We start from the raw sequence: 19,597 nt of genomic DNA, 5'->3' as shown, positions 1-19,597 counted from the left end.
GGCGGTGTTCCTCCGGGCGCCTGCGCCCGCCCTGCCGCAGCCCGACGTCAGCGGTGGTCGGGGAGAGCCGGGCGGTCGCGGCCGACCGTCAGGGGCGCCGGGCGGTAGGGGGCGTATGCCGCGCCGTCGAGGTCGAGCGCGGTGGCGGAGCGCTGGAGCGCGGCCGGGGTCGCGACGTCGTCCCACCGGCCGGTGCTGACGCGGTGTTCGAGGGCGTGCAGGGCGGCCACGGTCTCGGCGGTGGTGAACGCGCAGTGGCCCTGTCGCTCGACGTACGCCTGCCGCAGCAGGGCGCCGTCGCCAGCGGCGCGCACACGGGCGGCGAAGCGGCTCTCCTGCTCCACCGGAACCAGGTTGTCGGCGGTGGTGTGGATGTCGAGCAGGGGCACCTCGAGGCCCTGGCCCGCGGAGGACGTCCGCTCCGCGGTGCGCACGGCCGCGGGATCGGCGGTGATCGTGGCGCCCTCGGTCAGCGTGCGCAGGTCGGCACGCAGATCGAGGCCGGCTGCCCGGTAGAGGGCGTAAACCCGGGGTGCGTGTGCCGAGCCGGCGAGCAGACGGGCGTAGTCGACGCCCCGGTTCCAGGAGTTGTTGCCGCCGACGGACTGTTCCACGGCGTACCGGCCGCCCTCGACGAACGACAGGATGCCCTGCGCGAACCAGTCGTACTGCTGCTCCTCCTGGCCCGCCCAGTCGGTCGCGGCGGGCCGGTCCTTTCCGGGCGACCAGGCGGGCAGGTTGAGGAAGGCGGCGGCCAGCGCGATCCGGGCCCGGCCCTGCGGGGTGCTCTGGGCGGCGGTGACCGCCCTGGTGAGCAGGTCGGCGGTGGCGGCGGCGTCGGCGGAGCTGTCGAACCGCACGAGTTCGACGTCCTGTCCGGGCAGCAGGAGGCGGGCGATGGTGTATTCGGCGTCCAGCTGGTAGTTGTCCAGGTCCGTGCCGCCGGCGACCAGGCCGCACTGGCCGAGCGCTCCGTCGATACGGCCGCCGCCGTCCCGGGCCAGCTGCGCGTTGACGAGCCCGCCCATCGAATTGCCCATGGCCAGCGTGCGCCGCGGGGTACCGATCTTCTCGGTGACGGCGTCGAGCGTGGCGAACTGGTCCCGTTCGGCGCTGTTCAGGGCCCACATCGAGCCGTGGGGATCGTACGACGACCCGGCCAGCGCATAGCCCTCGGCGAGCAACTCGGCGCGTACGGCTTCGGTGGGGGCGTTCCTGGCGACGGTGGGGCCGAAGCCGTGGCTGAACAGCAGCAGGGTGCCGTTCCAGCGCTCGGGGACATCCGCGACCCAGGTGGCGCCGTCGGCGAGGGTGCCGGTGAGGTGGCCGCTGACCGACGCGTCCGCCTCGGCGGCGGGCGCGGGGAGGGGGGTGAGGGCCACGGACGCCAGCGCGGCCACGGCGGCCAGGGCGACACGCAGGCGAGTACGGCGCGTCCGGATACGGGTGACGGCGGACATGGTCGGCTCCTTGGGCGAGTGGGGGGGGCGGGGGCCGGAGCCCGTGCTCAGCGCGCTGAGCGAAGGCGTCGAGGAATGTAGGGCTCATTTCTTACCAGCGTCAAGGGAATGCACAACTTCGACCGGAAACGGTGGGCACATTCCTCGGAGAGTCCCGTCGCGCGGTCAGACCCGGTGGGCAGTTCCCGGTCCGGACACGCCGGGAGACACATACGGCCGGCCAGTCGACGGCCGGCGCTTTCCGGAACTTCTTCCGTCTGGCAGAAGCCGTCTTGCCGAGGGGGCGCGGGCATCACGACCCTGATTCCAACCACGGCACGCGGGGCGACGACGCCCCGCTCTCAGGGACGGGAACGCCATGCCGCACATGACCAGTTTCGCCAGGAACCAGTGGTACGTCGCCGCCTACAGCCACGAGGTGGGCCGGGAGTTGCTGGGCCGGACGATCCTCGGGGAGCCCCTCGTCCTCTATCGCACCGAGGCGGAGGGGACGCCGGTCGCGCTGCACGACCGGTGCGTGCACCGGCGCTACCCGCTGTCCGAGGCGCCGACCCGGCTCGACGGCGACCGCGTCGTGTGCGGCTATCACGGGTTCACGTACGACACGACCGGAACGTGTGTGTACGTGCCGGGGCAGAAGCGCGTTCCGCGCACCGCGCGGGTCGCCTCCTACCCGGTGGTCGAACAGGACTCGCTGGTGTGGGTGTGGATCGGCGACCCGGCGCCGGCGGACCCGCAGAGCATCCCGCGGGCCCGCCACCTGGACTCCCCCGGGTGGGTCACCGTCCGCGGCATGGAGCCGATCGACGCCGACTACGGCCTGCTCGTCGACAACCTCCTCGACCTCTCCCACGAGACCTATCTGCACGGCGGCTACATCGGCACCCCCGAGGTCGCCGAGACGCCGATCACCACGGAGGTCGACGAGGGCGCCGGCATCGTCCGGGTCAGCCGGCGCATGGACGACGCCGAGTGCCCGCCGTTCTACGCCCGTTCGACCGGCATCGAGGGGCGCATCACGCGCTGGCAGGACATCGAGTACCACGCGCCGTGCCTGTACCTGCTGCACAGCCGGATCGCCCCGGTCGGCGTCCTGCCCGAGGCCGACGGCAGCGACCCGAACGGCTTCCACACCGAGATCACGTACGCGATCACCCCGTCGTCCGACGGCAAGGTGTACGACTTCTGGATGGTCTCGCGGGACTGGGCGACGGACGACGACGAGGTCACCGAGTTCCTGCGGGGCAACAACCACACCGTGGTCATGCAGGACGTCGACGCCCTCAACCTCCTGCAGAGGACGCTGGGTTCGGAGCGCGCCGGCTACCAGGAGCTGAGCATCAACATCGACACCGGCGGGCTGGCCGCCCGCCGTATCCTCGCCCGGCTGGTGGAGGAGGGCGACAAGCCGTCGGAGCGGGTCCTGTGAGCAGCCCGACCGGCGAGATCTACCGCATCGACTGGCTGCCGGGCACGGACGTCCTGCACGGCACCTGTCACTGCGGCGCCCGGCACACCGCCCAGGACCCCGTCGAGATGTGGGAGTGGATGCTCGGCCACCCCGAAGGACACCGTCCGGGACAGCCGACGGCAGCCCAGCCGGAACACGAGCCGCGAGGAAGCACGTCATGAGCGACGCCTACGAAGCCGAACTCGTCGTCGAACGGCGGGAGTCCGCCGCCGACGGCGTGCTCGCCCTCACCCTGCGCCACCCCCTGGGCGAGCCGCTGCCGGCCTGGGAACCGGGCGCCCATGTCGACCTGGTCCTCGGCCCCGGACTGGAGCGCCAGTACTCGCTGTGCGGAGACCCGGCGGACCGCACGGCATGGCGGGTCGCGGTGCTGCGGGAGCCGGACGGGCGGGGCGGATCCGCTTATGTGCACCAGCAGTTGGGGCGGGGTGACAAGGTGCGGGTGCGCGGCCCGCGCAACCACTTCGCCCTGCGCCCGGCCGCCCGGTACCGCTTCGTCGCGGGCGGCATCGGCATCACCCCGGTACTGCCGATGCTGGCGGCGGCGGAGGCGGCCGGCGCCGAGTGGACGCTGCTCTACGGCGGTCGCAGTCGCGCGTCCATGGCCTTCACGCAGGAGCTCGCACGCTACGGCGACCGGGTCACCGTCGCCCCCCAGGACGAGACGGGGCTGCTCGACCTCGGCTTGGTGCTGGACACGCTGCCCGAGGGGACGCTGGTCTACTGCTGCGGTCCGGGTGCGCTGCTCGACGCGGTGGAGGAGCGCTGCCCGTCCGGGGTCCTGCATGTCGAGCGGTTCCAGCCCAAGGAGCAACCGGCAGGCGAGGAGGCCGAGTTCGAGGTCGAGCTGGCCCGGAGCGGCCGTACGCTGACCGTGCCGCCCGGTGCCTCCGTCCTCGACACCGTGCGCGCCGCCGGCGTCGAGGTGCTCTACTCCTGCGCCGAGGGCACCTGCGGCACCTGTGAGACAGACGTGCTGGAGGGCACACCGGACCATCGCGACTCCGTGCTCACGCCCGAGGAGCGGGAGGCCGGGGAGACGATGATGATCTGCGTGTCGCGGTGCCGGGGGGAGAAGCTCGTCCTGGATCTCTGAGCGACGGGTGTCCGTGCGCCGGGCACATAATGTCAACAATTTCGTCAGCCAAAACCATTGACCCCGTCGGACGGCACGATCTACGTTCCCTGCACGCCGCTCGAGCACTACTGTGCGGTGTGCGCACAGCCTGTCGGAACACCGTTGTCTCTGCACAGGGGGAGCCATGCGTCGTCTGTTCGCCGGTCTCGCGGCCGGCACCTTCCTGCTCGCCGCCGCGGCCTGTGGCTCGTCCGACGACTCCGGTTCGTCCGGCGGGAGTTCGTCGTCCGGCGGGGTCACCACCGTCAAACTGGGCCTCATCCCGATCGTGGACGTGGCGCCCGTCTACCTCGGCATCGAGCAGGGGTTCTACGAGAAGCACGGCCTGAAGCTGTCGATCACCACGGCACAGGGCGGCGCGGCGATCGTCCCGGGCGTCGTCAGCGGCCAGTTCCAGTTCGGCTTCAGCAACATGACGTCACTGATGGTGGCCCAGTCCAACAACGTGCCCGTGAAGGCCGTTTCGAACGGCATCGCCTCGACCGGCGTCCAGGGCGAGGACTTCGGGGCGATCACGGTGAAGAAGGGCAGCCCGATCAGGTCCGCGAAGGACCTGGAGGGCAAGAAGGTCGCCATCAACACCCTGAAGAACATCAACGAGACCGCGGTGCGGGCGTCGGTGCGCACCGCGGGCGGTGACCCGGACCGGGTGAAGTTCGTGGAGCTCGCCTTCGACCAGATGCCGGCCGCCCTGGACAGCGGGCAGATCGACGCGGCGATGGTGGTCGAGCCGGCCCTCGCGACCGTCAAGAGCCAGGGCGGGGTGGAGATCGCCTCGCCACTGGTGGACGTGGCGCCCGACCTCACCGTGGCCATGTACTTCACCTCGGCGCAGTACGAGGCGAAGAACCCGGACGTGGTGAAGAAGTTCCAGGAGGCCACGGCGGAGTCGCTCGCGTACGCCGACTCCCACCCGGACGAGGTCCGGCAGATCGTCACCACGTACACCAAGATCCCCGCGTCGGTGCTGGCGCAGGTCACGCTGCCGAAGTGGCCCGCCGAGGCGAACCGCTCCTCCATCGAGGCGCTGGAGAAGCTGGGCGAGCGGGACAAGCTCTTCAAGACGACGCCCGACCTGGACAAGCTGCTGCCGTGAGGGCCGAGAACGCCGTACTCGGTGCGGCGGGGCTCGCGGCCTTCCTCGCCCTGGGCGAGGCGGTGCCGCGGCTCGGCCTGGTCAAGGAGGCCTACTTCCCGCCCACGAGCCGTGTCGCCGGTGCCCTCGGCGAGGAGCTGGCCGACCCCGGGTTCTGGACGGCGCTCGGCGACACCCTCACCGGCTGGGCGCTGGGTCTGGCGATCGCGGTGGGCGCCGGCGTCGTGGCGGGAGTCGTCGTCTCGGTCGTGCCGTATCTGCGGGAGGCGACGGCCTCCACGATCGAGTTCCTGCGCCCGATCCCGTCCGTCGCCCTGATCCCGCTGGCGGTCCTGCTCTACGGCACCGAACTCCGCTCGGTCCTGCTGCTCGTGGTCTACGCCGCCTTCTGGCAGGTCCTCATCCAGGTCCTGTACGGCATCCGGGACGTCGACCCGGTCGCCGAGGAGACCGCCCGTTCCTACGGCCTCGGCGGCTGGGCCCGGATCCGGCATGTGCTGTGGCCGACCGCGCTGCCGTATGTCATGACCGGTGTGCGGCTCGCCGCCGCCGTCGCGCTGATCCTCGCCGTCACCGCCGAACTCGTCATCGGCGCACCGGGGTTGGGCGCGCGGATCGCCGTCGCGCAGACCTCGCAGGCGGTGCCCGAGATGTACGCGCTGATCGTCGTGACCGGTCTCCTCGGGCTGCTGATCAACGTGGGCGCGCGGACCGTCGAGCGACGGGCGCTGGCCTGGCACCAGTCGGTGCGCGGGGAGGTGGCGGTGTGAGACGGCTGCTGCTGCGGCTGCTGTTCGCGGGGGCGCTGCCGGCCGTGCTCGTCACGGTGTGGTGGCTGGCCTCGGACGGCAGCACCGACGTCTACCGGCCGCCTCTGCGTACGATCCTCGAGGCGTTCCCGGACGTGTGGACCGGTGAGCGACTGCGCTCGGACGTACGGCCGAGCGTGCTGCGGCTCGCGGGCGGCTACGCCACGGCGGCCGTGGCCGGGATCGCGCTGGGCACGGTCATCGGGTCGTACCGGCGGGTGCGGGCGGTGTGCGAGCCGGTCCTGGAGTTCCTCCGGGCGGTGCCACCGCCGGTCCTGGTCCCGGTGATCATGCTGTTCGCGGGCATCGGCGACACCATGAAGGTCCTCGTCATCGCGAGCGGCTGTGTGTGGCCGGTGCTGCTCAACACGGTCGAGGGCGTACGGGCGGTGGACCCGGTGATGGCCGAGACGGCCCGGTCGTACGGCATCACCGGCGTCGCGCGGCTCAGAAGCGTGGTCCTGAGATCCGCGAGTCCGCAGATCTTCGCGGGCCTGCGCCAGGCGCTCTCCATCGGGATCATCCTGATGGTGATCAGCGAGATGTTCGCCGCGAGCAACGGGCTCGGCTTCACCATCGTGCAGTTCCAACGGGGCTTCGCCATCCCCGACATGTGGACCGGGATCCTGCTGCTCGGTCTGCTGGGCTTCGTGCTGTCGGTCCTCTTCCAGTTGGTCGAGCGGCGGTTGCTCGGCTGGTACCACGGTCTGCACGCATCCACCCGGCGGTCCCCGTGACCCTCGTGAAAGGGCGGTCCATGCTCGACGTACGCGGCCTGAACAAGGTCTACGAGGGATCCGGGCGCCGGGTGGAGGCGGTGCGCGACCTGACCTTCACCGTCGAGGCGGGCGAACTCGTCTGTCTCGTGGGCCCGTCGGGCTGCGGCAAGACGACCCTGCTGAAGTGCATGGGCGGACTGCTGGCGCCGACCTCCGGTGAAGTGCTGCTCGAAGGGCGGAGGGTGACCGGTCCGCCGCCCGGGACGGCGTTCGTGTTCCAGGAGTACGGGCGCAGTCTCTTCCCGTGGATGCGGGTCGGCGCGAACGTCGAACTCCCCTTGAAGCAGAAGAATTTGTCCAAGTCGCGCCGGAGGGAGCTGGTGGCCGACGCGCTGGAGTCGGTCGGGCTGGCGGACGCCGCCGGGGCGTATCCGTGGCAGCTGTCCGGCGGTATGCAGCAGCGGGTCGCGATCGCCCGGGCGCTCGCCTACGAACCCAGGGTCCTGCTGATGGACGAGCCGTTCGCCGCCGTGGACGCCCAGACCCGCGCCGATCTGGAGGACCTGGTCCGGGGTCTGTGGCGCGAGCGCGCCATCACGATCCTGTTCGTGACCCACGACATCGACGAGGCGGTCTATCTGGGCGAACGGGTGGTCGTCCTGTCCGCCTCCCCCACCGTCGTCCAGGAGCAGCTGAAGGTCGATCTCCCGGCGGACCGGGACCAGTTGCGCACCCGGGTCGCCCCGCGCTTCGCCGAGCTGCGCACCCGTGTGTACGAGCAGATCCAGGCGGCGAAACGCGGCTCACCCCGGGACGGGAAGCCTGGCACGCCGGAGGACGGGAAGCCTGGCGCGGCGCGGGGCGGGAAGCCTGTCGCGGTACGGGACGCCCTCACGAAGGACCTCTAGGCACACTCGCCCGACCAGGGCGCCGTCGGCGACCTGAACGCCGACGGTGCCCGGTCAGGCCCGGGGTGCGGGGACCACGCTGAGGTGGCTCGCGCCGCGCCGGATGGTACGGGTTCTGCGGGGCGCGGGCGCCGGGCGGGGCTCACGCAGCACCATCGTCAGCCGCGTGTACCCCATGTCCCGCAGGGTCCGGGGGGTCTCGCCGACGATACGGCACTCGGTGGTGCCCCGGCGCGGGTCGGGGTGATACAGGGGGCGGACCGCCCCGTCGTGTTCCACGGCACCCTCGCCGACCACGCGGATCCAGTGCGGCAGCCCCTGCCGGTACGCGGCCTCCATGATCGGGTCCTGGGCGATCTCGCGCCGGATCGCCTGCAGACCGGCGTCGTGCCCGTGGCGCTCCACGGCCGCCGCGAAACAGGCGAGCATCGGCAGGCACCAGCTGGCCTCGTGGTCGCCGAGGACCGAGGCCGCGTCCGGATGGAAGAGGACGAACCGGAGGAAGTTGTCGCCCGGCTGGGCCGTCGGGTGCGGCCCGACGCCACGGAAAAGTGACGCGAAAGCGGTGTTGGCCAGGACCACGTCCCAGCGGTGGTCGAGCACGACGGACGGGAAGGGGACTGCCTCCAAGTAGACGGCGTAGTCCTGGAGATACGCCCGGGCCTCGGGACTCTCGGGGACGGGCCGCGGTGCGGACCGCTGCCCTCCTGCCTGAAACGCCATCGGGAGGTCACCCCTCTTGCCTGTGCCGCCTTCACGCGGCGCCCCGATCCTGCTGCCCGCATACATGAGGTGTCAACTATCGTGGCATTCGGCGCTCGTTGACGGCTGAAATTGGCCACAGTTGTGGCGAGACCTGGATGTGAGTTCGAAAGACCGGCTAGTCTCCACGCAGTTCACGGCGATCGCCTGTGCCGGTGAGAGGGACGTGAGAGACGTAGGAGACCTGTCGGTGTCGGATGGCTTCGAGGTTCCGGGCGCCACGGCGACGGTGCTGCTGTCGGCCGTCGTCGCCCGTGTCGCCCAGCTCGCCGACCGGCTCGGCGTGCCGCACGCGGAGGTCTTCGACACCGCGCGCCTGTCCGTCGCCTGCGGTGTCCCGGAGTCCGTGGTCAAGGCCCTGCTGAGCGGCCGGCCGGCGGGCGAGCCGGATGTCCAGGCCCGGTTCCTGCAGCGCCTGGACCTGCTGCGCCGCACCCGGCTGAAGCCGAACGGCCGCAAGTACACCCAGCAGGAGATCGCCGACGGCGCCGGCATGTCGCGGCAGCAGGCGGGCGCCCTCATCAACGGCGACCGCCGCCCCACGATGGAACACTGCGACGCGCTCCAGCGGTTCTTCCGGGTCCACGCCGGCTTCCTCACGGCGGAGGACCCCGAGGCGCTCGCGGGCGCCCTCCAGCACACCGAGCAGGAGCTGCTGCAGAAACTCGCCGCACGGGAGGCGGCAGCGGCCGCCGAGGACCCGCTGGAACGGCTGCTGCAGGACCACGGCGTGCGCGGGATCGCCTGGCGGGCGGCACAGCTGCCCACCGACCAGCACCGGGACAAGGTCGCCGAGTGGCTGGACATGCTCCTGGAGAGCGTGAAGCGGCCCGAGTCGTGATCCGGGGGAGAACAGTGGGCATCGCCAGGGAAATGCGCCGCCTGTGCGGCGAACTCGTCTCCGAACTGACCCTGCCGGCCCCCGCCGCGCCGGCCGAGCTGTACACCGCCCTGTGCGACGGGATGAGCAGACGCCGGGGCCGGCCCGTCCACTTCCGCACGGCGGCCTTCCCGACCGATACGGCGAGCGGACTGTGGCTCGACATGGCCGACCAGGACCTCGTCGTCATCGAGGAACGCACCGCGCCCGACCATCAGTTGGTGATCCTCGGGCACGAGCTGTGGCACATGAACGCGGGCCACTGCGGTCACCACGTCGAGGGCGCCTCGGTCGCCGCCCGTTTACTCAACGACGGGGCCGACCTCCAGGCCACGGTCCGCAGGGTCGCCGCACGCACCCGCTTCGACCTGTCCGACGAGAAGGAGGCCGAGAGCTTCGGCCTGCTCCTGGCCAGCAAGTGCCGTACCTGGCTGGCGGGTTCGTGCCCGCGCGGCCGCGGCCGCGACCACCTCGCGGGCCGCATCGAGGCCTCGCTGGGATACCTGGGCCCACAGGGCTGACACGGACCACAGGGCTGACACCGACCGCGGGGCCGACACGGCCCGCCGGGCTGACCCCGCCCGCACGACGGCCCGGCCCGCTCGCCCCCGTGGCGCACGGCCCCGGGATTCCGGTCCTGTCCCGGGATGCCGGTACGAGGGTCAGGTCGCACTGCGCCGGCTCACCTCCCGCAGATCCCGTGCGGCCTTTCCGGGCAGGCCCGGCTGCACCGCCGGACGGCCCTCCCGCAGGAGTGCGCGCCAGTGGTCGCGGCTCCAGTCGGCCGGGGCCGTGGTGCGCGTGAACTCCTCGACCAGCGCGCGGAACCGGGCGGGGTCGCTGTGGAACGGGAAGTGTCCGGCGCCCTCGAAGATCTCCAGCCGGCTGCCCGGCATCGCCTCGTGCGCGCCGTACGCGTGCCGGACCGGCACCACGCTGTCCCGGTCCCCCCACAGCAGCATGGTCGGCATCCCCGCGGTCAGATAGCAGCGGTCGAGCATGGTCACCACTTGCCCGCGCCAGTCGACGACCGCGCGCAGGGTGCGGATGAACGCGTTGCGCGAGGTCTCGTCGGGCAGCGCGTCGACGAGGTTGAGCAAGTCGGGTGCGTCCTGGCCCAGATCGGTGTCCAGGAGCTTCATCAGCCTGACGGCGAGGCCCACCTGGAGCCGCATGCCGGGCAAGCGGAGCGCGGACAGCGCGAGATGGGCGCCGGGCAGCGAGACGAGCCGCAGGGCGGGGGTCACCTCGCGGCCGACTCCGCCGGCGCTGACCAGGATGAGCCGTTCGGTGCGCTCGGGGAACTGGTAGGCGAACTGCATCGCCACTCCCCCGCCGAGCGAGTGCCCCACCAGGGTCGCCGACTCGATGCCGAGCGTGGTCAGCAGATCGCGCACCCCGTTGGCGTACGCGGCCACCGAGTAGTCGGCGCGGGGCTTGTCGGAGGCGCCGTGACCGAGGAGGTCGGGAGCGATGACGGTGTGGGTGCGGGCGAGGCCGGGAATCAGCTCGGCCCAGGTGGCCGAGGAGTCCCCGATGCCGTGGATCAGGACCAGGGCGGGGCCCTGACCGGCCATGCGGAAGGCACGCCGGTAGCCGTGCACGACCCGGTATTGCAGTGCCGGCTCGGGGGCGCCCATAGGGCGCAGTCGTGCGGCGCGCGCCGGGCGCCGCATCGGAACGTCGACCACGCGCCCTCCTCCCGTGTCCTGGAGCCCTCGGCAGTTGGCTGAAAGCGCTTCCTCCCAGCGTAGGGGCCCTTTCCCCCAGGGCATTTCGGGGAGGTTTCGCCTCCGCTAAGCGGGCGAACCGGCGGGCGGCTGGGCCGGATTGTCAGTGGTGGGCGGCAAGCTGGGAGGTGCGCCGTCGTGGGGCGGCGTACGCGCCCACCGGGCGCGTGGGAGACGACGCCGACACGGGGAGAGCCGACCGATGCCCACTGCCGTACTGACCGATCGCGAGCGCACCGCCGTCCAGGCCTATCTGCGCCTGCTGCACACCGTACGGGCCGCCTTCGGCGAGGAGTTCGGCGACGAGTGCGACGCCTGCGGCCCGCCGCACGACCGGCTGCCTCCGATGGTCCCGCCCATCGTACTGGCCGAGGCGGAGCGGGCCTTGTCCGAGGCGGGGCTCACGGGCAACGAGGAGGAGTTCTTCCGGCTGCTGCACAGCTGGTGCCCCACGCCGTGAGCGGTCGCCGGGGGCCGGGGCGGGGCAGGGGGTGAGGCGGGGGACGCGGCCGGCGGCGGGGGATCGCCACCGGCTCCGGGTCCCCCCGGCCGGCCTCAGACGCCGTGGACGGCGATCGCCGTGGCCACCAGCCCCCGACGGACGGTCCAGCTGCCCTCGAAGTACCCGACCCGGTGGCCGCCGACCACCGGTCCGGGCACGAGGAGGCGCGCGTGGAAGGTGCCGCGCGCCTGCCCGGCGGACCCCGCCGAGACGTCGATGTCGGCCTCGCTGAAGTCCAGCCACTTACGGGTGAGAGGGAACCACGCCTTGTAGACGGACTCCTTCGCGCTGAACAGCAGCCGGTCCCAGTGCACCTCGGGCCGGTCCGCGCCCAGGCGGCGCAGCCGCTGCTCCTCGACGGGCAGGGCGACCGCGGAGAGCACTCCCTCCGGAAGCGGCTGGTGGGGCTCGGCGTCGATGCCGACGGAGGCCAGGTCCGCGGCACGGACCAGGGCCGCGGCAGCGTAGCCGTCGCAGTGCGTCATGCTGCCGGTCAGACCGTCCGGCCACTGCGGGGCGCCGCGCTCCCCGGGCAGCACGGGCTGCGGGGGCACCCCGAGCTTCTCCATCGCGCGCCGGGCGCAGGAGCGCACGACGGTGAACTCACGGCGGCGTTTCGCGACCGAGCGGGCCATCAGCGCCTCCTCCTCGGGGTACAGCGGCGCGTCCCCGAACTCCCGGACGCCGTCCTCCCCGAAGGCCTCGACGACCACCACGGACTCCGGCAGCAGCTCCTCGATCACCGGATCCCACCCTCCGCCCGCGGTTCCTTCCCCGTCCCGGTCTCCTCCGGCGTCTTCGGCGCGCTCTCCCGCTCCGGCCCCGGCCCCGGCCCCGGCCCCGCAGGAAGGATGCGGCGGAGCCGGCCCGGCGGCTGCGTACGCTTGCGCCACTCGCGCGGGTAGCCCACCGACACCTCCTCGAAGCGGACGCCCTCGTGCCAGGTGGTGCGCGGGATGTGCAGATGGCCGTAGACCATGGCCGCGACGCGGAAGCGGCGGTGCCAGTCCGCGGTCAGCTCCGTGCCGCACCACATGGCGAACTCGGGGTGCCACAGTACGTCCATCGGGTGACGGTGCAGCGGGTAGTGGTTGACGGGGACGACGGGCAGGTCGTCCGGGAGTTCGGCGAGTCTGCGTTCGGTCTCGGCGACACGCGCCCGGCACCAGGCCTCGCGGGTCGGGTAGGGGTCGGGGTGCAGCAGGTACTCGTCGTTGCAGACGATGCCGGTCCCCTCCGCGTACGCGAGCCCCTCCGCCTTGGTCGTGCATCCGGCCGGCAGGAACGAGTAGTCGTACAAGAGGAACAGCGGTGTCACGGCCACCGGGCCGCCCGGGCCCTCCCACACCGGATAGGGGTCCTCGGGGGTGATCACGCCCAGGTCGCGGCAGAGGCCGACGAGGTGCTCGTAACGGGCGACGCCGCGCAGGGCGACGGGGTCGGAGGGGTGGGTCCACAGCTCGTGGTTGCCGGGGGCCCAGACCACCTTGCGGAAGCGGCCGGCGAGGGTCTTCAGCGCCCAGCGGATGTCGGCCACGTTCTCCGAGACGTCCCCGGCCACCAGTAGCCAGTCGTCGTCCGTCTCCGGCACCATGCGCTCGACCAGGGCGCGGTTCTCGGGATAGCCGATGTGCAGATCGCTGACGGCCAGCAGCTGTCCGGCACCACCGGCCGTCGACGTCACCTCGCGTCCCTCCGTTCACCCACCCGCGAAGGTCACCACGACAGCACATTCGCGCCCTCGGGACAAGGCCACACCCGGTCGCCGACCGCGATCGTTCGGTTACCGGCGGGTCAGGTCATTACCCGAGCTCTCGACATTCGTGAACAAGATCAGAAAATCCGTAACACGCGCGTTGCACGCGGCACCCCTGGGACCCCGTATGATCGCCCCAACACCACCGCCATGAATGCCCCTTCAGCAGGGCGGTTTGGTGACCCTCCATTCCCCCTGCCCGGGCACGGGCCTGCTTTGCCCTGCCCGCGAACCGTGAAAGGCGGCCTCGCATGGTCTCTCGCGTACGCGTCTGGCTCAACCGCACGTACGCGGAGAACGTGTTCTTCATGGATCAGCTGCGGCGAAATCCGAGCGATCGCGCGGTCGAGATCCACGCGACGCACGGCGACGCGGACTCGCCCGTGCTGGCCGCCGCCGACACCGCCGACCTGGAGCCCGAGGGCCTGTCCCCCGCCGCCTACGTCGAGTACGCGCTGGACCAGTGCCAGCGCCGCGGCATCGACGTGTTCGTACCCCGGATGGAGCAGGCGGCGATCGTGGCGCACCGCGCCGACTTCGAGGCGATCGGCACGGCCCTGCTGGCGCCGACGCCCGAGGCCGTCGCCGTGTTCGAGGACAAGGTGATCGCCTACGAGGCGGTCCAGGCGATCGGCGTGCCCGTGCCGCCGTGGTACCGGGTCCGCAGTGCCGGCGAACTCGTCGCCGCCGTCGAGGAGTTGGAGGACGCCGGGCACAGGGCGTGCTTCAAGCCGGCGTCCGGCGCGGGCGGGGTGGGTTTCCGCGTGATCACGCGTTCCCCCTTCTCGCTCATGCACCTCAGCGGCTTCCCGACCCCGTACGTCCAGCTGGATCCGGTCGTCGAGGTGCTCGAGCAGGCCGACGAGACCGTGGACTGGCTGGTGATGCCCCGTCTGGAGCAGCCGGAGGTGTCGGTGGACTGCCTCACCGGGCCCGACAATCATCTGCGGATGGCCATCGGTCGCACCAAGAACGGCCGTCGGCGCGGTTTCACGCTGCACGAGCAGTGGCTGGAGCCGGCCCGGCGCATCGCCGAGGGATTCGGGCTGCACTACCTGTCCAACATCCAGTTCCGGATGTTCGGCGACCGGCCGGTGCTGATGGACGTCAACACCCGTCCGGCCGGCGGACTGCACCAGCTGTCCCTGTGCGGGGTCAACGCCCCTTGGGCCGCTGTGCAGTTGGCGCTCGGCGAGGACCCGGGCGAGGTCGTGCCGCCGTTCCTCGGGCAGGACTACACGGTGGTGTCGGGGCCCCGGCCGCTGCGCGCCGTGTCGCTGCCGCACCAGCGGATCGAGAACACCGCCGAGCCGCTGCTGCCGGCCGTGCCCGCGCAGGCCGACTCCGTGGAGACGACGGCGCCCGCGGCGGCCGCGGCGGAGGCACTGCCGCTGTAGGCGGCAGGCGGGTGCGGGTCCGTCGCGGCGGCCCGCACCGTTTCCCGCCCCCTCGCACGGATCATCTCACCGGTATGGACCAATTCTGCCTCTCTCCTTGACAGGCGGATTGGTCCATACCAACTTTGTTGCGCACCCTCTTGCACCTCCTGCACTCCCGAGCACCCCATACCTTCAGGGAGACCGCGTGCGCACGACACCCCACAGACGCCCCTGGCGTCGAGTTCTCGCCCTGATGGGCTCCGCGGCCCTCGCGCTCGCCGGGGCCATCGCCCTCCCCGGCACCGCCCAGGCAGCCAACGTCCTCACCAACCCCGGCTTCGAGTCCGGGGCGCCGTCGCCCTGGTCCTGCACCGGCAATCTCGGCTCGGTCGTCTCCTCGCCCGTGCACGGCGGCTCCAAGTCCCTTGCCGGGGCCGTGAGTTCGAGCGACAACGCCAGGTGCAGCCAGACCGTCTCCGTCCAGCCGAACACGGCGTACACGCTGAGCGGCTGGGTGCGGGGCAGCTACGTCTACCTCGGCGTCGACGGCGGCGCCTCCACCTGGACGTCGTCGACCTCTGCGTACAGCCCGCTGTCGGTGTCCTTCACCACCGGGGCCTCGCAGACCAGCGCGACCGTCTATGTGCACGGCTGGTACGCCCAGGGCACCTACTACGCCGACGACATCAGTCTGGACGGGCCGGGCGGCGGGGGCGGCGGCTCGGACACCCAGGCGCCCAGCGCGCCGTCCGGACTGACCTCCACCGGCAAGACCTCCTCCAGCGTGTCGCTGTCCTGGAACGCCTCGACGGACAACGTCGGGGTCACGGCGTACGACATCTACCGCGGGTCCACCCAGGTACTGAGCGTCGCCGGCACCTCGGCCACCGTCAGCGGGCTGTCGCCCAGCACCGGTTACACCTTCTCGGTGAAGGCGCGCGACGCCGCCGGGAACGTCTCCGCCTCCTCCGGCTCGGTGTCCGTGACGACGAACGCGGGCAGCGGCGGGACGACGTTCAAGCAGGCCGCGCCCTATCTGTACGAGGGCTGGGGCGATCCGCCGAACGTGTCCACGGTGATGAGCTCGACCGGCGTCAAGTGGTTCACGATGGCGTTCATGCTGGACGGCGGCGGCTGCAACCCGATGTGGGACAGCACCCGGCCGCTGACGGGCGGGGTCGACCAGACCGTCATCAACCAGGTCCGCTCGGCGGGCGGTGACATCGTGCCGTCGTTCGGCGGCTGGCAGGGCAGCAAGCTCGGCGCCAACTGCTCCTCCGCCGGTGCGCTCGCGGGCGCGCTGCAGAAGGTCGTCGACGCCTACTCGCTGAAGGCGATCGACATGGACATCGAGAACACGGATGAGTTCGAGAACGAGGCCGTGCAGGCGCGGATCCTCACCGCGCTGAAGACGGTGAAGGCCAACAACCCCGGCCTGAAGACCATCGTCACCTTCGGGACGTCGACCACCGGGCCGACGTACTACGGCAACCGGCTCATCGAGCAGGCCAAGTCGCTGGGCGCCGACATCGACGTCTTCACCATCATGCCGTTCGACTTCGGCGGCGGTTCCGACATGTACGGCAACACCGTGAACGCGACGGAGGGTTTGAAGGCCAAGCTGAAGTCCACCTTCGGCTGGGACGACGCCACCGCCTACGCCCACATCGGCATCTCGGGCATGAACGGCCTGTCCGACCAGCAGGAGAACACGACCCCGGCGATCTGGACGCAGATCCGCGACTGGGCCAACTCCCACCACATCGCGCGGCTCGCCTACTGGGCCGTCAACCGCGACCGGCCGTGCCCGGGCGGAGGCGTGGTGAGCAACTGCTCCGGCATCAGCCAGAGCACCTGGCAGTTCACCTCCATCACGGCCGGCTTCACCGGCTGAGTCCCCGGCGGGCCGGGCGGACCGCACCCGCCCGGCCGGCCACGTCCGCCCGCGAAGTCCCCCGGATCCAGATCCGGGGGACTTTTTTTCACGGAAGGTGTATCAGGGCCCGGGGTGGGTGCTCTTAACGATGTCACCGCGAGGGCCACCGGGGAGAACGGGGGACGACGGGGGAGCACGGGGGACCCCGGTGGGCCCGCGGTGTGGCACAGGGATCCACGAAGTTCCCTGGGGGAAGCACCACGGGGAAGCACCACAGGGTCAACGGGGGAGCCGGGGCCCGAAAGGAATCCCCGGGCACGGGGGATCGGGTCGGTCGGCCGCTGTCACGGGGAGCGGCCGACCGCTCGCCCCTGTCCGGGGTCCTCGTCCCCCGCCCGATGCCCCGGGTCACTGCGTGGGACAGCCCCAGGCCCGGGCGATCTCGTCGAGGCGCGGCGGCAGCGCGAGGGAGAGGTCGGCGGTGCGGGCGCGCTGGATGCGGCCCGACTTGATGGTGCTGGACCAGTCCCCCAGCTTCGGCCGGAAGGTGCCGTGCCGGCCCCGGCCGTACTCCAGCATGGCGGGCTCCCACGGCACCCCGAGGTACGCGCGCAGTCCCCTGACCGCGCGCTCCGGCTCGGCGGTGAGCTCCTCGTAGCGGACGACATGCGCGTGAACGAGGCTCTGCCGCGCCTCCTCCAGCTTCTCCGCGTAGCCGAGCACCTCGGCACGGACGGCCTCGTGGTCGGGGTCCTTGCGACGGTGGGTGAGGGAGGCGACCACCGCGGCGGGGTGACGCAGCAGCAGGACGTACCGGGCGCCGAGCCAACACCTCTGCAACCGGGGCCAGATGAGGGTGTTCGGGGGCGTCTTGTCGACGATGACGTCCTTGCCGCTGCGGACGAGCTCCAGGTGCAGCACCCGGTCCCAGAGCATGTGCTCCAGCTCGGTGCGGTCGAGTGCGAGCGCCTGCATCGCCTCGGCGGTGAAGTCACGGCTGGCCTCACGTGGAGGGTGCGCAGATGCATCTCGTGCGGTGCGCGGATCCGGCCGTGGCTGTTGAGGACGCCCCGCAGCAGCGTCGACCCGGAGCGCACCGAGGAGAGCACGAACACCGGGGACTCCACCAGGCGGGGCGTCGGCGGCGCGGTGTACGAGGCCGCGGCGGACGCAGGCCCGCTGCGCGGTGAGGGCACGGCGTTCAGGGTGCGCCGCGGCGGGCTCACCGCCTCCCTCATCAGCCTTCCTCGTCGCTTCAGCCCCTTGCCTATCGCGCACATGCGCGGATTGTTCACCGTGACACCTCTCTCTTGCGCCGTGCGCCCGCATCCCAGGCGCCCCGGGCGAACTCCAGGTGTCGCGCGGACGACGCGCAGGGGCCGCGAAATCCCGTATTCCGCCTCTGATCTGGCCTCTTACCCCTTTCTTAAAGGTTTCTGTGACCCCTTGTGGATGTCCTGGGCGTGGCGCCCGGCGAGACTCGTGGGAGGCCTCGGAAACGGCCCGGCCCGTCGGGGCCCGGGAAACGGTCCGGGCGTCGGGGCCTGGGAAACGGCCCGGGCCGTCGGGAGTCTCAGAAGCGGCCCGAACCCCGGTAGAGCTCCAGTTCACCGTCCAGTTCCACGGCGAGCACCGTGGCGTGCGGGTCGAGGTCGGAGACGGCCGGCGGGTCGATCCACAGCACGCCCACCGCCTCGTGCAGCCCGCCCACGACCCGGTGACCGAGTTCGGCACCGGTGCCCAGGACGGTGACCCTGCGGACGGGCGTCGCCAGCCCCCGGACGCCGATCTCCGCGCGCGGGATGTCGAACAGCGTGAGGTAGAGGGTGCGGCCGTCGGCGGAAAGAGTGCTCGGGCCGTAGTGGTGCCCGGCCGGCAGCCCGCGCACCGTCCCGTAGACGGCGTCGGCATGCCTGCGGATCCACTCCCCCAGCCCTTCGAGGCGTTCGACCTGCGGCTGCGGGATGGTGCCGTCCTCCATCGGACCGACATCGAGCAGCAGGTTGCCGCCCCCTCCGATGGTCTCGGTGAAGTAGCGGATCAGCTGGGCCAGTGACTTGTGGTTGTGGTCGTGGTGCTGGTAGCCCCAAGAGTCGTTGATCGTCAGACACAGCTCCCACGGGCCGTCCGGCGGGACGATCGGGGCGCCCTGCTCCGGGGTGGCGTAGTCGCCCTCGCTCAGCATGCGGGCGTTGAAGACCACGTCGGGCGTGTACGAGCGGATGAGCGCGGCGAGTTCGGGGATGCGCCACTGTTCCTCGCTGCGGTCCCACTCGCCGTCGAACCACATCAGGTCGGGCCGGTGCCGGGAGGCCAGTTCCCGGATCTGGCCGTCGCGGTAGGCGAGGAAGCGTTCCCAGGCCTGAAGGTCCTCTTCCTGTGCCGGGCACTCGGAGTAGCGGTTGTCCTCCATCTCCGGCGGACGTCCAGGCTTGCGCGTGCTGGCGTAGTCGGGGTGGTTCCAGTCGGAGTGGGAGTAGTAGAAACCGACCTTGAGGCCCTTCTCGCGCAGGGCGTCGGCGTATCCCGTGAGGTAGTCCCGGCCGAGGTGGAGATCGCCGTACGCGGTGTCCCACAGGGCCACGCCGTCGTGGTGACGCGTCGTCAGTACGGCGTATCGGGCGCCCGCGCGGGCGAACAGGTCGGCCCAGGCGCGCGGGTCGTACCGGGCGCCGGTGAACCGGTCGAGCTGGGACATGTACCGCTCGTGCGGCACGATGTCGTCGTAGAAGGACCAGGACTCCTGGACGCCGTCGACGGCGTAGATCCCCCAGTGGACGAAGATCCCCAACTTGGCCTCGGTGAACCAGGGTTGCATGGGCACGGCTGAACTCCTCGACTTGTCGGGTGACTTCACTGGGCGGGCGGAGCACGGCGGTCGTGCCCCGCCCGTCGGGGTCGGACCCCGCGGGCCCCGAAGCCGGGCCCGGTGGACCCTGAGTCGGACCCCGCGGACCCTGAAGCCGGGCCCGGTGGACCCTGAGTCAGGCCCCGCGGACCCTGAGGCCGGGCCTTGCGGACGCCGAGGCCGGGCCCTCCCAGGCCGCCCGAGGCCACGGAGGTCGGCCTCTGCGGCCCACTGGCCCTCTCCTCGGGCCCTACCGGCCTGTC

General features: G+C 71.6%; 19 protein-coding genes. 12 read left to right on the top strand and 7 right to left on the bottom strand.

The window, feature by feature from the left end:
- Positions 1-47 precede the first annotated feature (47 nt).
- Positions 48-1,460: an alpha/beta hydrolase gene (locus ACFY30_RS07000; RefSeq protein ID WP_390844114.1), complete on the bottom strand. Its 1,413-nt coding sequence runs from the start codon at positions 1,458-1,460 to the stop codon at positions 48-50.
- Positions 1,461-1,818: 358 nt separating this feature from the next.
- On the opposite strand from ACFY30_RS07000, the gene ACFY30_RS06995 reads away from it, so the two are divergent.
- The 7 genes from ACFY30_RS06995 (at position 1,819) to ACFY30_RS06965 (ending at position 7,601) form a co-directional block, all read left to right on the top strand.
- Positions 1,819-2,889 carry a Rieske 2Fe-2S domain-containing protein gene (locus ACFY30_RS06995; protein ID WP_390844113.1) on the top strand — a complete coding sequence of 357 codons (1,071 nt, stop codon included), beginning with the start codon at positions 1,819-1,821 and terminating at the stop codon, positions 2,887-2,889.
- On the top strand, positions 2,886-3,092 hold the full coding sequence (locus ACFY30_RS06990) for a hypothetical protein (protein WP_390844112.1): 207 nt from the start codon (positions 2,886-2,888) through the stop codon (positions 3,090-3,092). The genes ACFY30_RS06995 and ACFY30_RS06990 overlap by 4 nt, the downstream gene beginning before the upstream one ends.
- A complete protein-coding gene (locus tag ACFY30_RS06985) occupies positions 3,089-4,027 on the top strand; it encodes a PDR/VanB family oxidoreductase (RefSeq protein ID WP_390844111.1) in 939 nt (312 codons plus the stop codon). Before ACFY30_RS06990 ends, ACFY30_RS06985 begins: the two co-directional genes overlap by 4 nt.
- Positions 4,028-4,193: 166 nt before the next feature.
- Entirely contained in the window at positions 4,194-5,165 is a 972-nt protein-coding gene (locus ACFY30_RS06980; RefSeq protein WP_390844110.1) for an ABC transporter substrate-binding protein, read from the top strand.
- Positions 5,162-5,935 carry an ABC transporter permease gene (locus ACFY30_RS06975; RefSeq protein WP_390844109.1) on the top strand — a complete coding sequence of 258 codons (774 nt, stop codon included), beginning with the start codon at positions 5,162-5,164 and terminating at the stop codon, positions 5,933-5,935. Before ACFY30_RS06980 ends, ACFY30_RS06975 begins: the two co-directional genes overlap by 4 nt.
- Positions 5,932-6,711 carry an ABC transporter permease gene (locus ACFY30_RS06970; RefSeq protein WP_390844108.1) on the top strand — a complete coding sequence of 260 codons (780 nt, stop codon included), beginning with the start codon at positions 5,932-5,934 and terminating at the stop codon, positions 6,709-6,711. The genes ACFY30_RS06975 and ACFY30_RS06970 overlap by 4 nt, the downstream gene beginning before the upstream one ends.
- Before the next feature lie 20 nt (positions 6,712-6,731).
- Positions 6,732-7,601, top strand: coding sequence for an ABC transporter ATP-binding protein (locus tag ACFY30_RS06965; RefSeq protein WP_390844107.1), 870 nt, complete (start codon positions 6,732-6,734; stop codon positions 7,599-7,601).
- A 54-nt stretch (positions 7,602-7,655) separates the two neighbouring features.
- Here ACFY30_RS06965 and ACFY30_RS06960 read toward each other — a convergent pair whose 3' ends face one another.
- Positions 7,656-8,324, bottom strand: coding sequence for a hypothetical protein (locus ACFY30_RS06960; RefSeq protein WP_390844106.1), 669 nt, complete (start codon positions 8,322-8,324; stop codon positions 7,656-7,658).
- Between the two features lie 229 nt (positions 8,325-8,553).
- On the opposite strand from ACFY30_RS06960, the gene ACFY30_RS06955 reads away from it, so the two are divergent.
- Positions 8,554-9,204, top strand: coding sequence for a helix-turn-helix domain-containing protein (locus ACFY30_RS06955; RefSeq protein ID WP_390658977.1), 651 nt, complete (start codon positions 8,554-8,556; stop codon positions 9,202-9,204).
- A gap of 32 nt (positions 9,205-9,236) precedes the next feature.
- On the top strand, positions 9,237-9,764 hold the full coding sequence (locus ACFY30_RS06950) for a toxin-antitoxin system, toxin component (RefSeq protein ID WP_390844205.1): 528 nt from the start codon (positions 9,237-9,239) through the stop codon (positions 9,762-9,764).
- Between the two features lie 141 nt (positions 9,765-9,905).
- On the opposite strand, the gene ACFY30_RS06945 is transcribed toward ACFY30_RS06950, so the two are convergent.
- Complete coding sequence (locus ACFY30_RS06945; RefSeq protein ID WP_390844105.1) at positions 9,906-10,934, bottom strand: alpha/beta fold hydrolase; 1,029 nt, start codon at positions 10,932-10,934, stop codon at positions 9,906-9,908.
- Positions 10,935-11,175: 241 nt separating this feature from the next.
- On the opposite strand from ACFY30_RS06945, the gene ACFY30_RS06940 reads away from it, so the two are divergent.
- On the top strand, positions 11,176-11,433 hold the full coding sequence (locus tag ACFY30_RS06940; RefSeq protein ID WP_390844104.1) for a hypothetical protein: 258 nt from the start codon (positions 11,176-11,178) through the stop codon (positions 11,431-11,433).
- Between the two features lie 95 nt (positions 11,434-11,528).
- Here ACFY30_RS06940 and ACFY30_RS06935 read toward each other — a convergent pair whose 3' ends face one another.
- Complete coding sequence (locus ACFY30_RS06935) at positions 11,529-12,218, bottom strand: 4'-phosphopantetheinyl transferase (RefSeq protein WP_390844103.1); 690 nt, start codon at positions 12,216-12,218, stop codon at positions 11,529-11,531.
- On the bottom strand, positions 12,215-13,159 hold the full coding sequence (locus ACFY30_RS06930) for a metallophosphoesterase family protein (RefSeq protein WP_390844102.1): 945 nt from the start codon (positions 13,157-13,159) through the stop codon (positions 12,215-12,217). Before ACFY30_RS06930 ends, ACFY30_RS06935 begins: the two co-directional genes overlap by 4 nt.
- Positions 13,160-13,482: 323 nt before the next feature.
- Here ACFY30_RS06930 and ACFY30_RS06925 point away from each other — a divergent pair, with 323 nt between their 5' ends.
- Together ACFY30_RS06925 and ACFY30_RS06920 are read left to right on the top strand one after the other, a co-directional pair.
- Positions 13,483-14,628, top strand: a complete 1,146-nt coding sequence (locus tag ACFY30_RS06925) for an ATP-grasp domain-containing protein (protein WP_390844101.1) — start codon at positions 13,483-13,485, stop codon at positions 14,626-14,628.
- A gap of 235 nt (positions 14,629-14,863) precedes the next feature.
- The gene (locus tag ACFY30_RS06920; protein ID WP_390844204.1) at positions 14,864-16,504 is read left to right on the top strand and encodes a carbohydrate binding domain-containing protein; all 1,641 of its coding nucleotides are present in this window, start codon (positions 14,864-14,866) and stop codon (positions 16,502-16,504) included.
- Positions 16,505-16,894: 390 nt separating this feature from the next.
- On the opposite strand, the gene ACFY30_RS06915 is transcribed toward ACFY30_RS06920, so the two are convergent.
- Together ACFY30_RS06915 and ACFY30_RS06910 are read right to left on the bottom strand one after the other, a co-directional pair.
- Complete coding sequence (locus tag ACFY30_RS06915; protein WP_390844100.1) at positions 16,895-17,815, bottom strand: sulfotransferase; 921 nt, start codon at positions 17,813-17,815, stop codon at positions 16,895-16,897.
- A gap of 244 nt (positions 17,816-18,059) precedes the next feature.
- Complete coding sequence (locus ACFY30_RS06910) at positions 18,060-19,343, bottom strand: alpha-L-fucosidase (protein ID WP_390844099.1); 1,284 nt, start codon at positions 19,341-19,343, stop codon at positions 18,060-18,062.
- Between the last annotated feature and the right edge of the window lie 254 nt (positions 19,344-19,597).

It is taken from the genome of Streptomyces sp. NPDC000345 (assembly GCF_042898825.1).
In the GTDB taxonomy this organism is placed as follows: domain Bacteria; phylum Actinomycetota; class Actinomycetes; order Streptomycetales; family Streptomycetaceae; genus Streptomyces.
Note: the sequence above shows the minus strand (reverse complement) of the source record. Positions and strands in the feature narration are given on the sequence as shown.

Coding starts and splice junctions, on each gene's coding strand:
- ACFY30_RS07000 (WP_390844114.1), bottom strand. CDS start 1,460: ATGTCCGCCGTCACCCGTATCCGGACGCGCCGTACTCGCCTGCGTGTC.
- ACFY30_RS06995 (WP_390844113.1), top strand. CDS start 1,819: ATGCCGCACATGACCAGTTTCGCCAGGAACCAGTGGTACGTCGCCGCC.
- ACFY30_RS06985 (WP_390844111.1), top strand. CDS start 3,089: ATGAGCGACGCCTACGAAGCCGAACTCGTCGTCGAACGGCGGGAGTCC.
- ACFY30_RS06980 (WP_390844110.1), top strand. CDS start 4,194: ATGCGTCGTCTGTTCGCCGGTCTCGCGGCCGGCACCTTCCTGCTCGCC.
- ACFY30_RS06965 (WP_390844107.1), top strand. CDS start 6,732: ATGCTCGACGTACGCGGCCTGAACAAGGTCTACGAGGGATCCGGGCGC.
- ACFY30_RS06960 (WP_390844106.1), bottom strand. CDS start 8,324: ATGGCGTTTCAGGCAGGAGGGCAGCGGTCCGCACCGCGGCCCGTCCCC.
- ACFY30_RS06950 (WP_390844205.1), top strand. CDS start 9,237: ATGCGCCGCCTGTGCGGCGAACTCGTCTCCGAACTGACCCTGCCGGCC.
- ACFY30_RS06940 (WP_390844104.1), top strand. CDS start 11,176: ATGCCCACTGCCGTACTGACCGATCGCGAGCGCACCGCCGTCCAGGCC.
- ACFY30_RS06925 (WP_390844101.1), top strand. CDS start 13,483: ATGGTCTCTCGCGTACGCGTCTGGCTCAACCGCACGTACGCGGAGAAC.
- ACFY30_RS06920 (WP_390844204.1), top strand. CDS start 14,864: ATGGGCTCCGCGGCCCTCGCGCTCGCCGGGGCCATCGCCCTCCCCGGC.
- ACFY30_RS06915 (WP_390844100.1), bottom strand. CDS start 17,815: ATGCGGGCGCACGGCGCAAGAGAGAGGTGTCACGGTGAACAATCCGCG.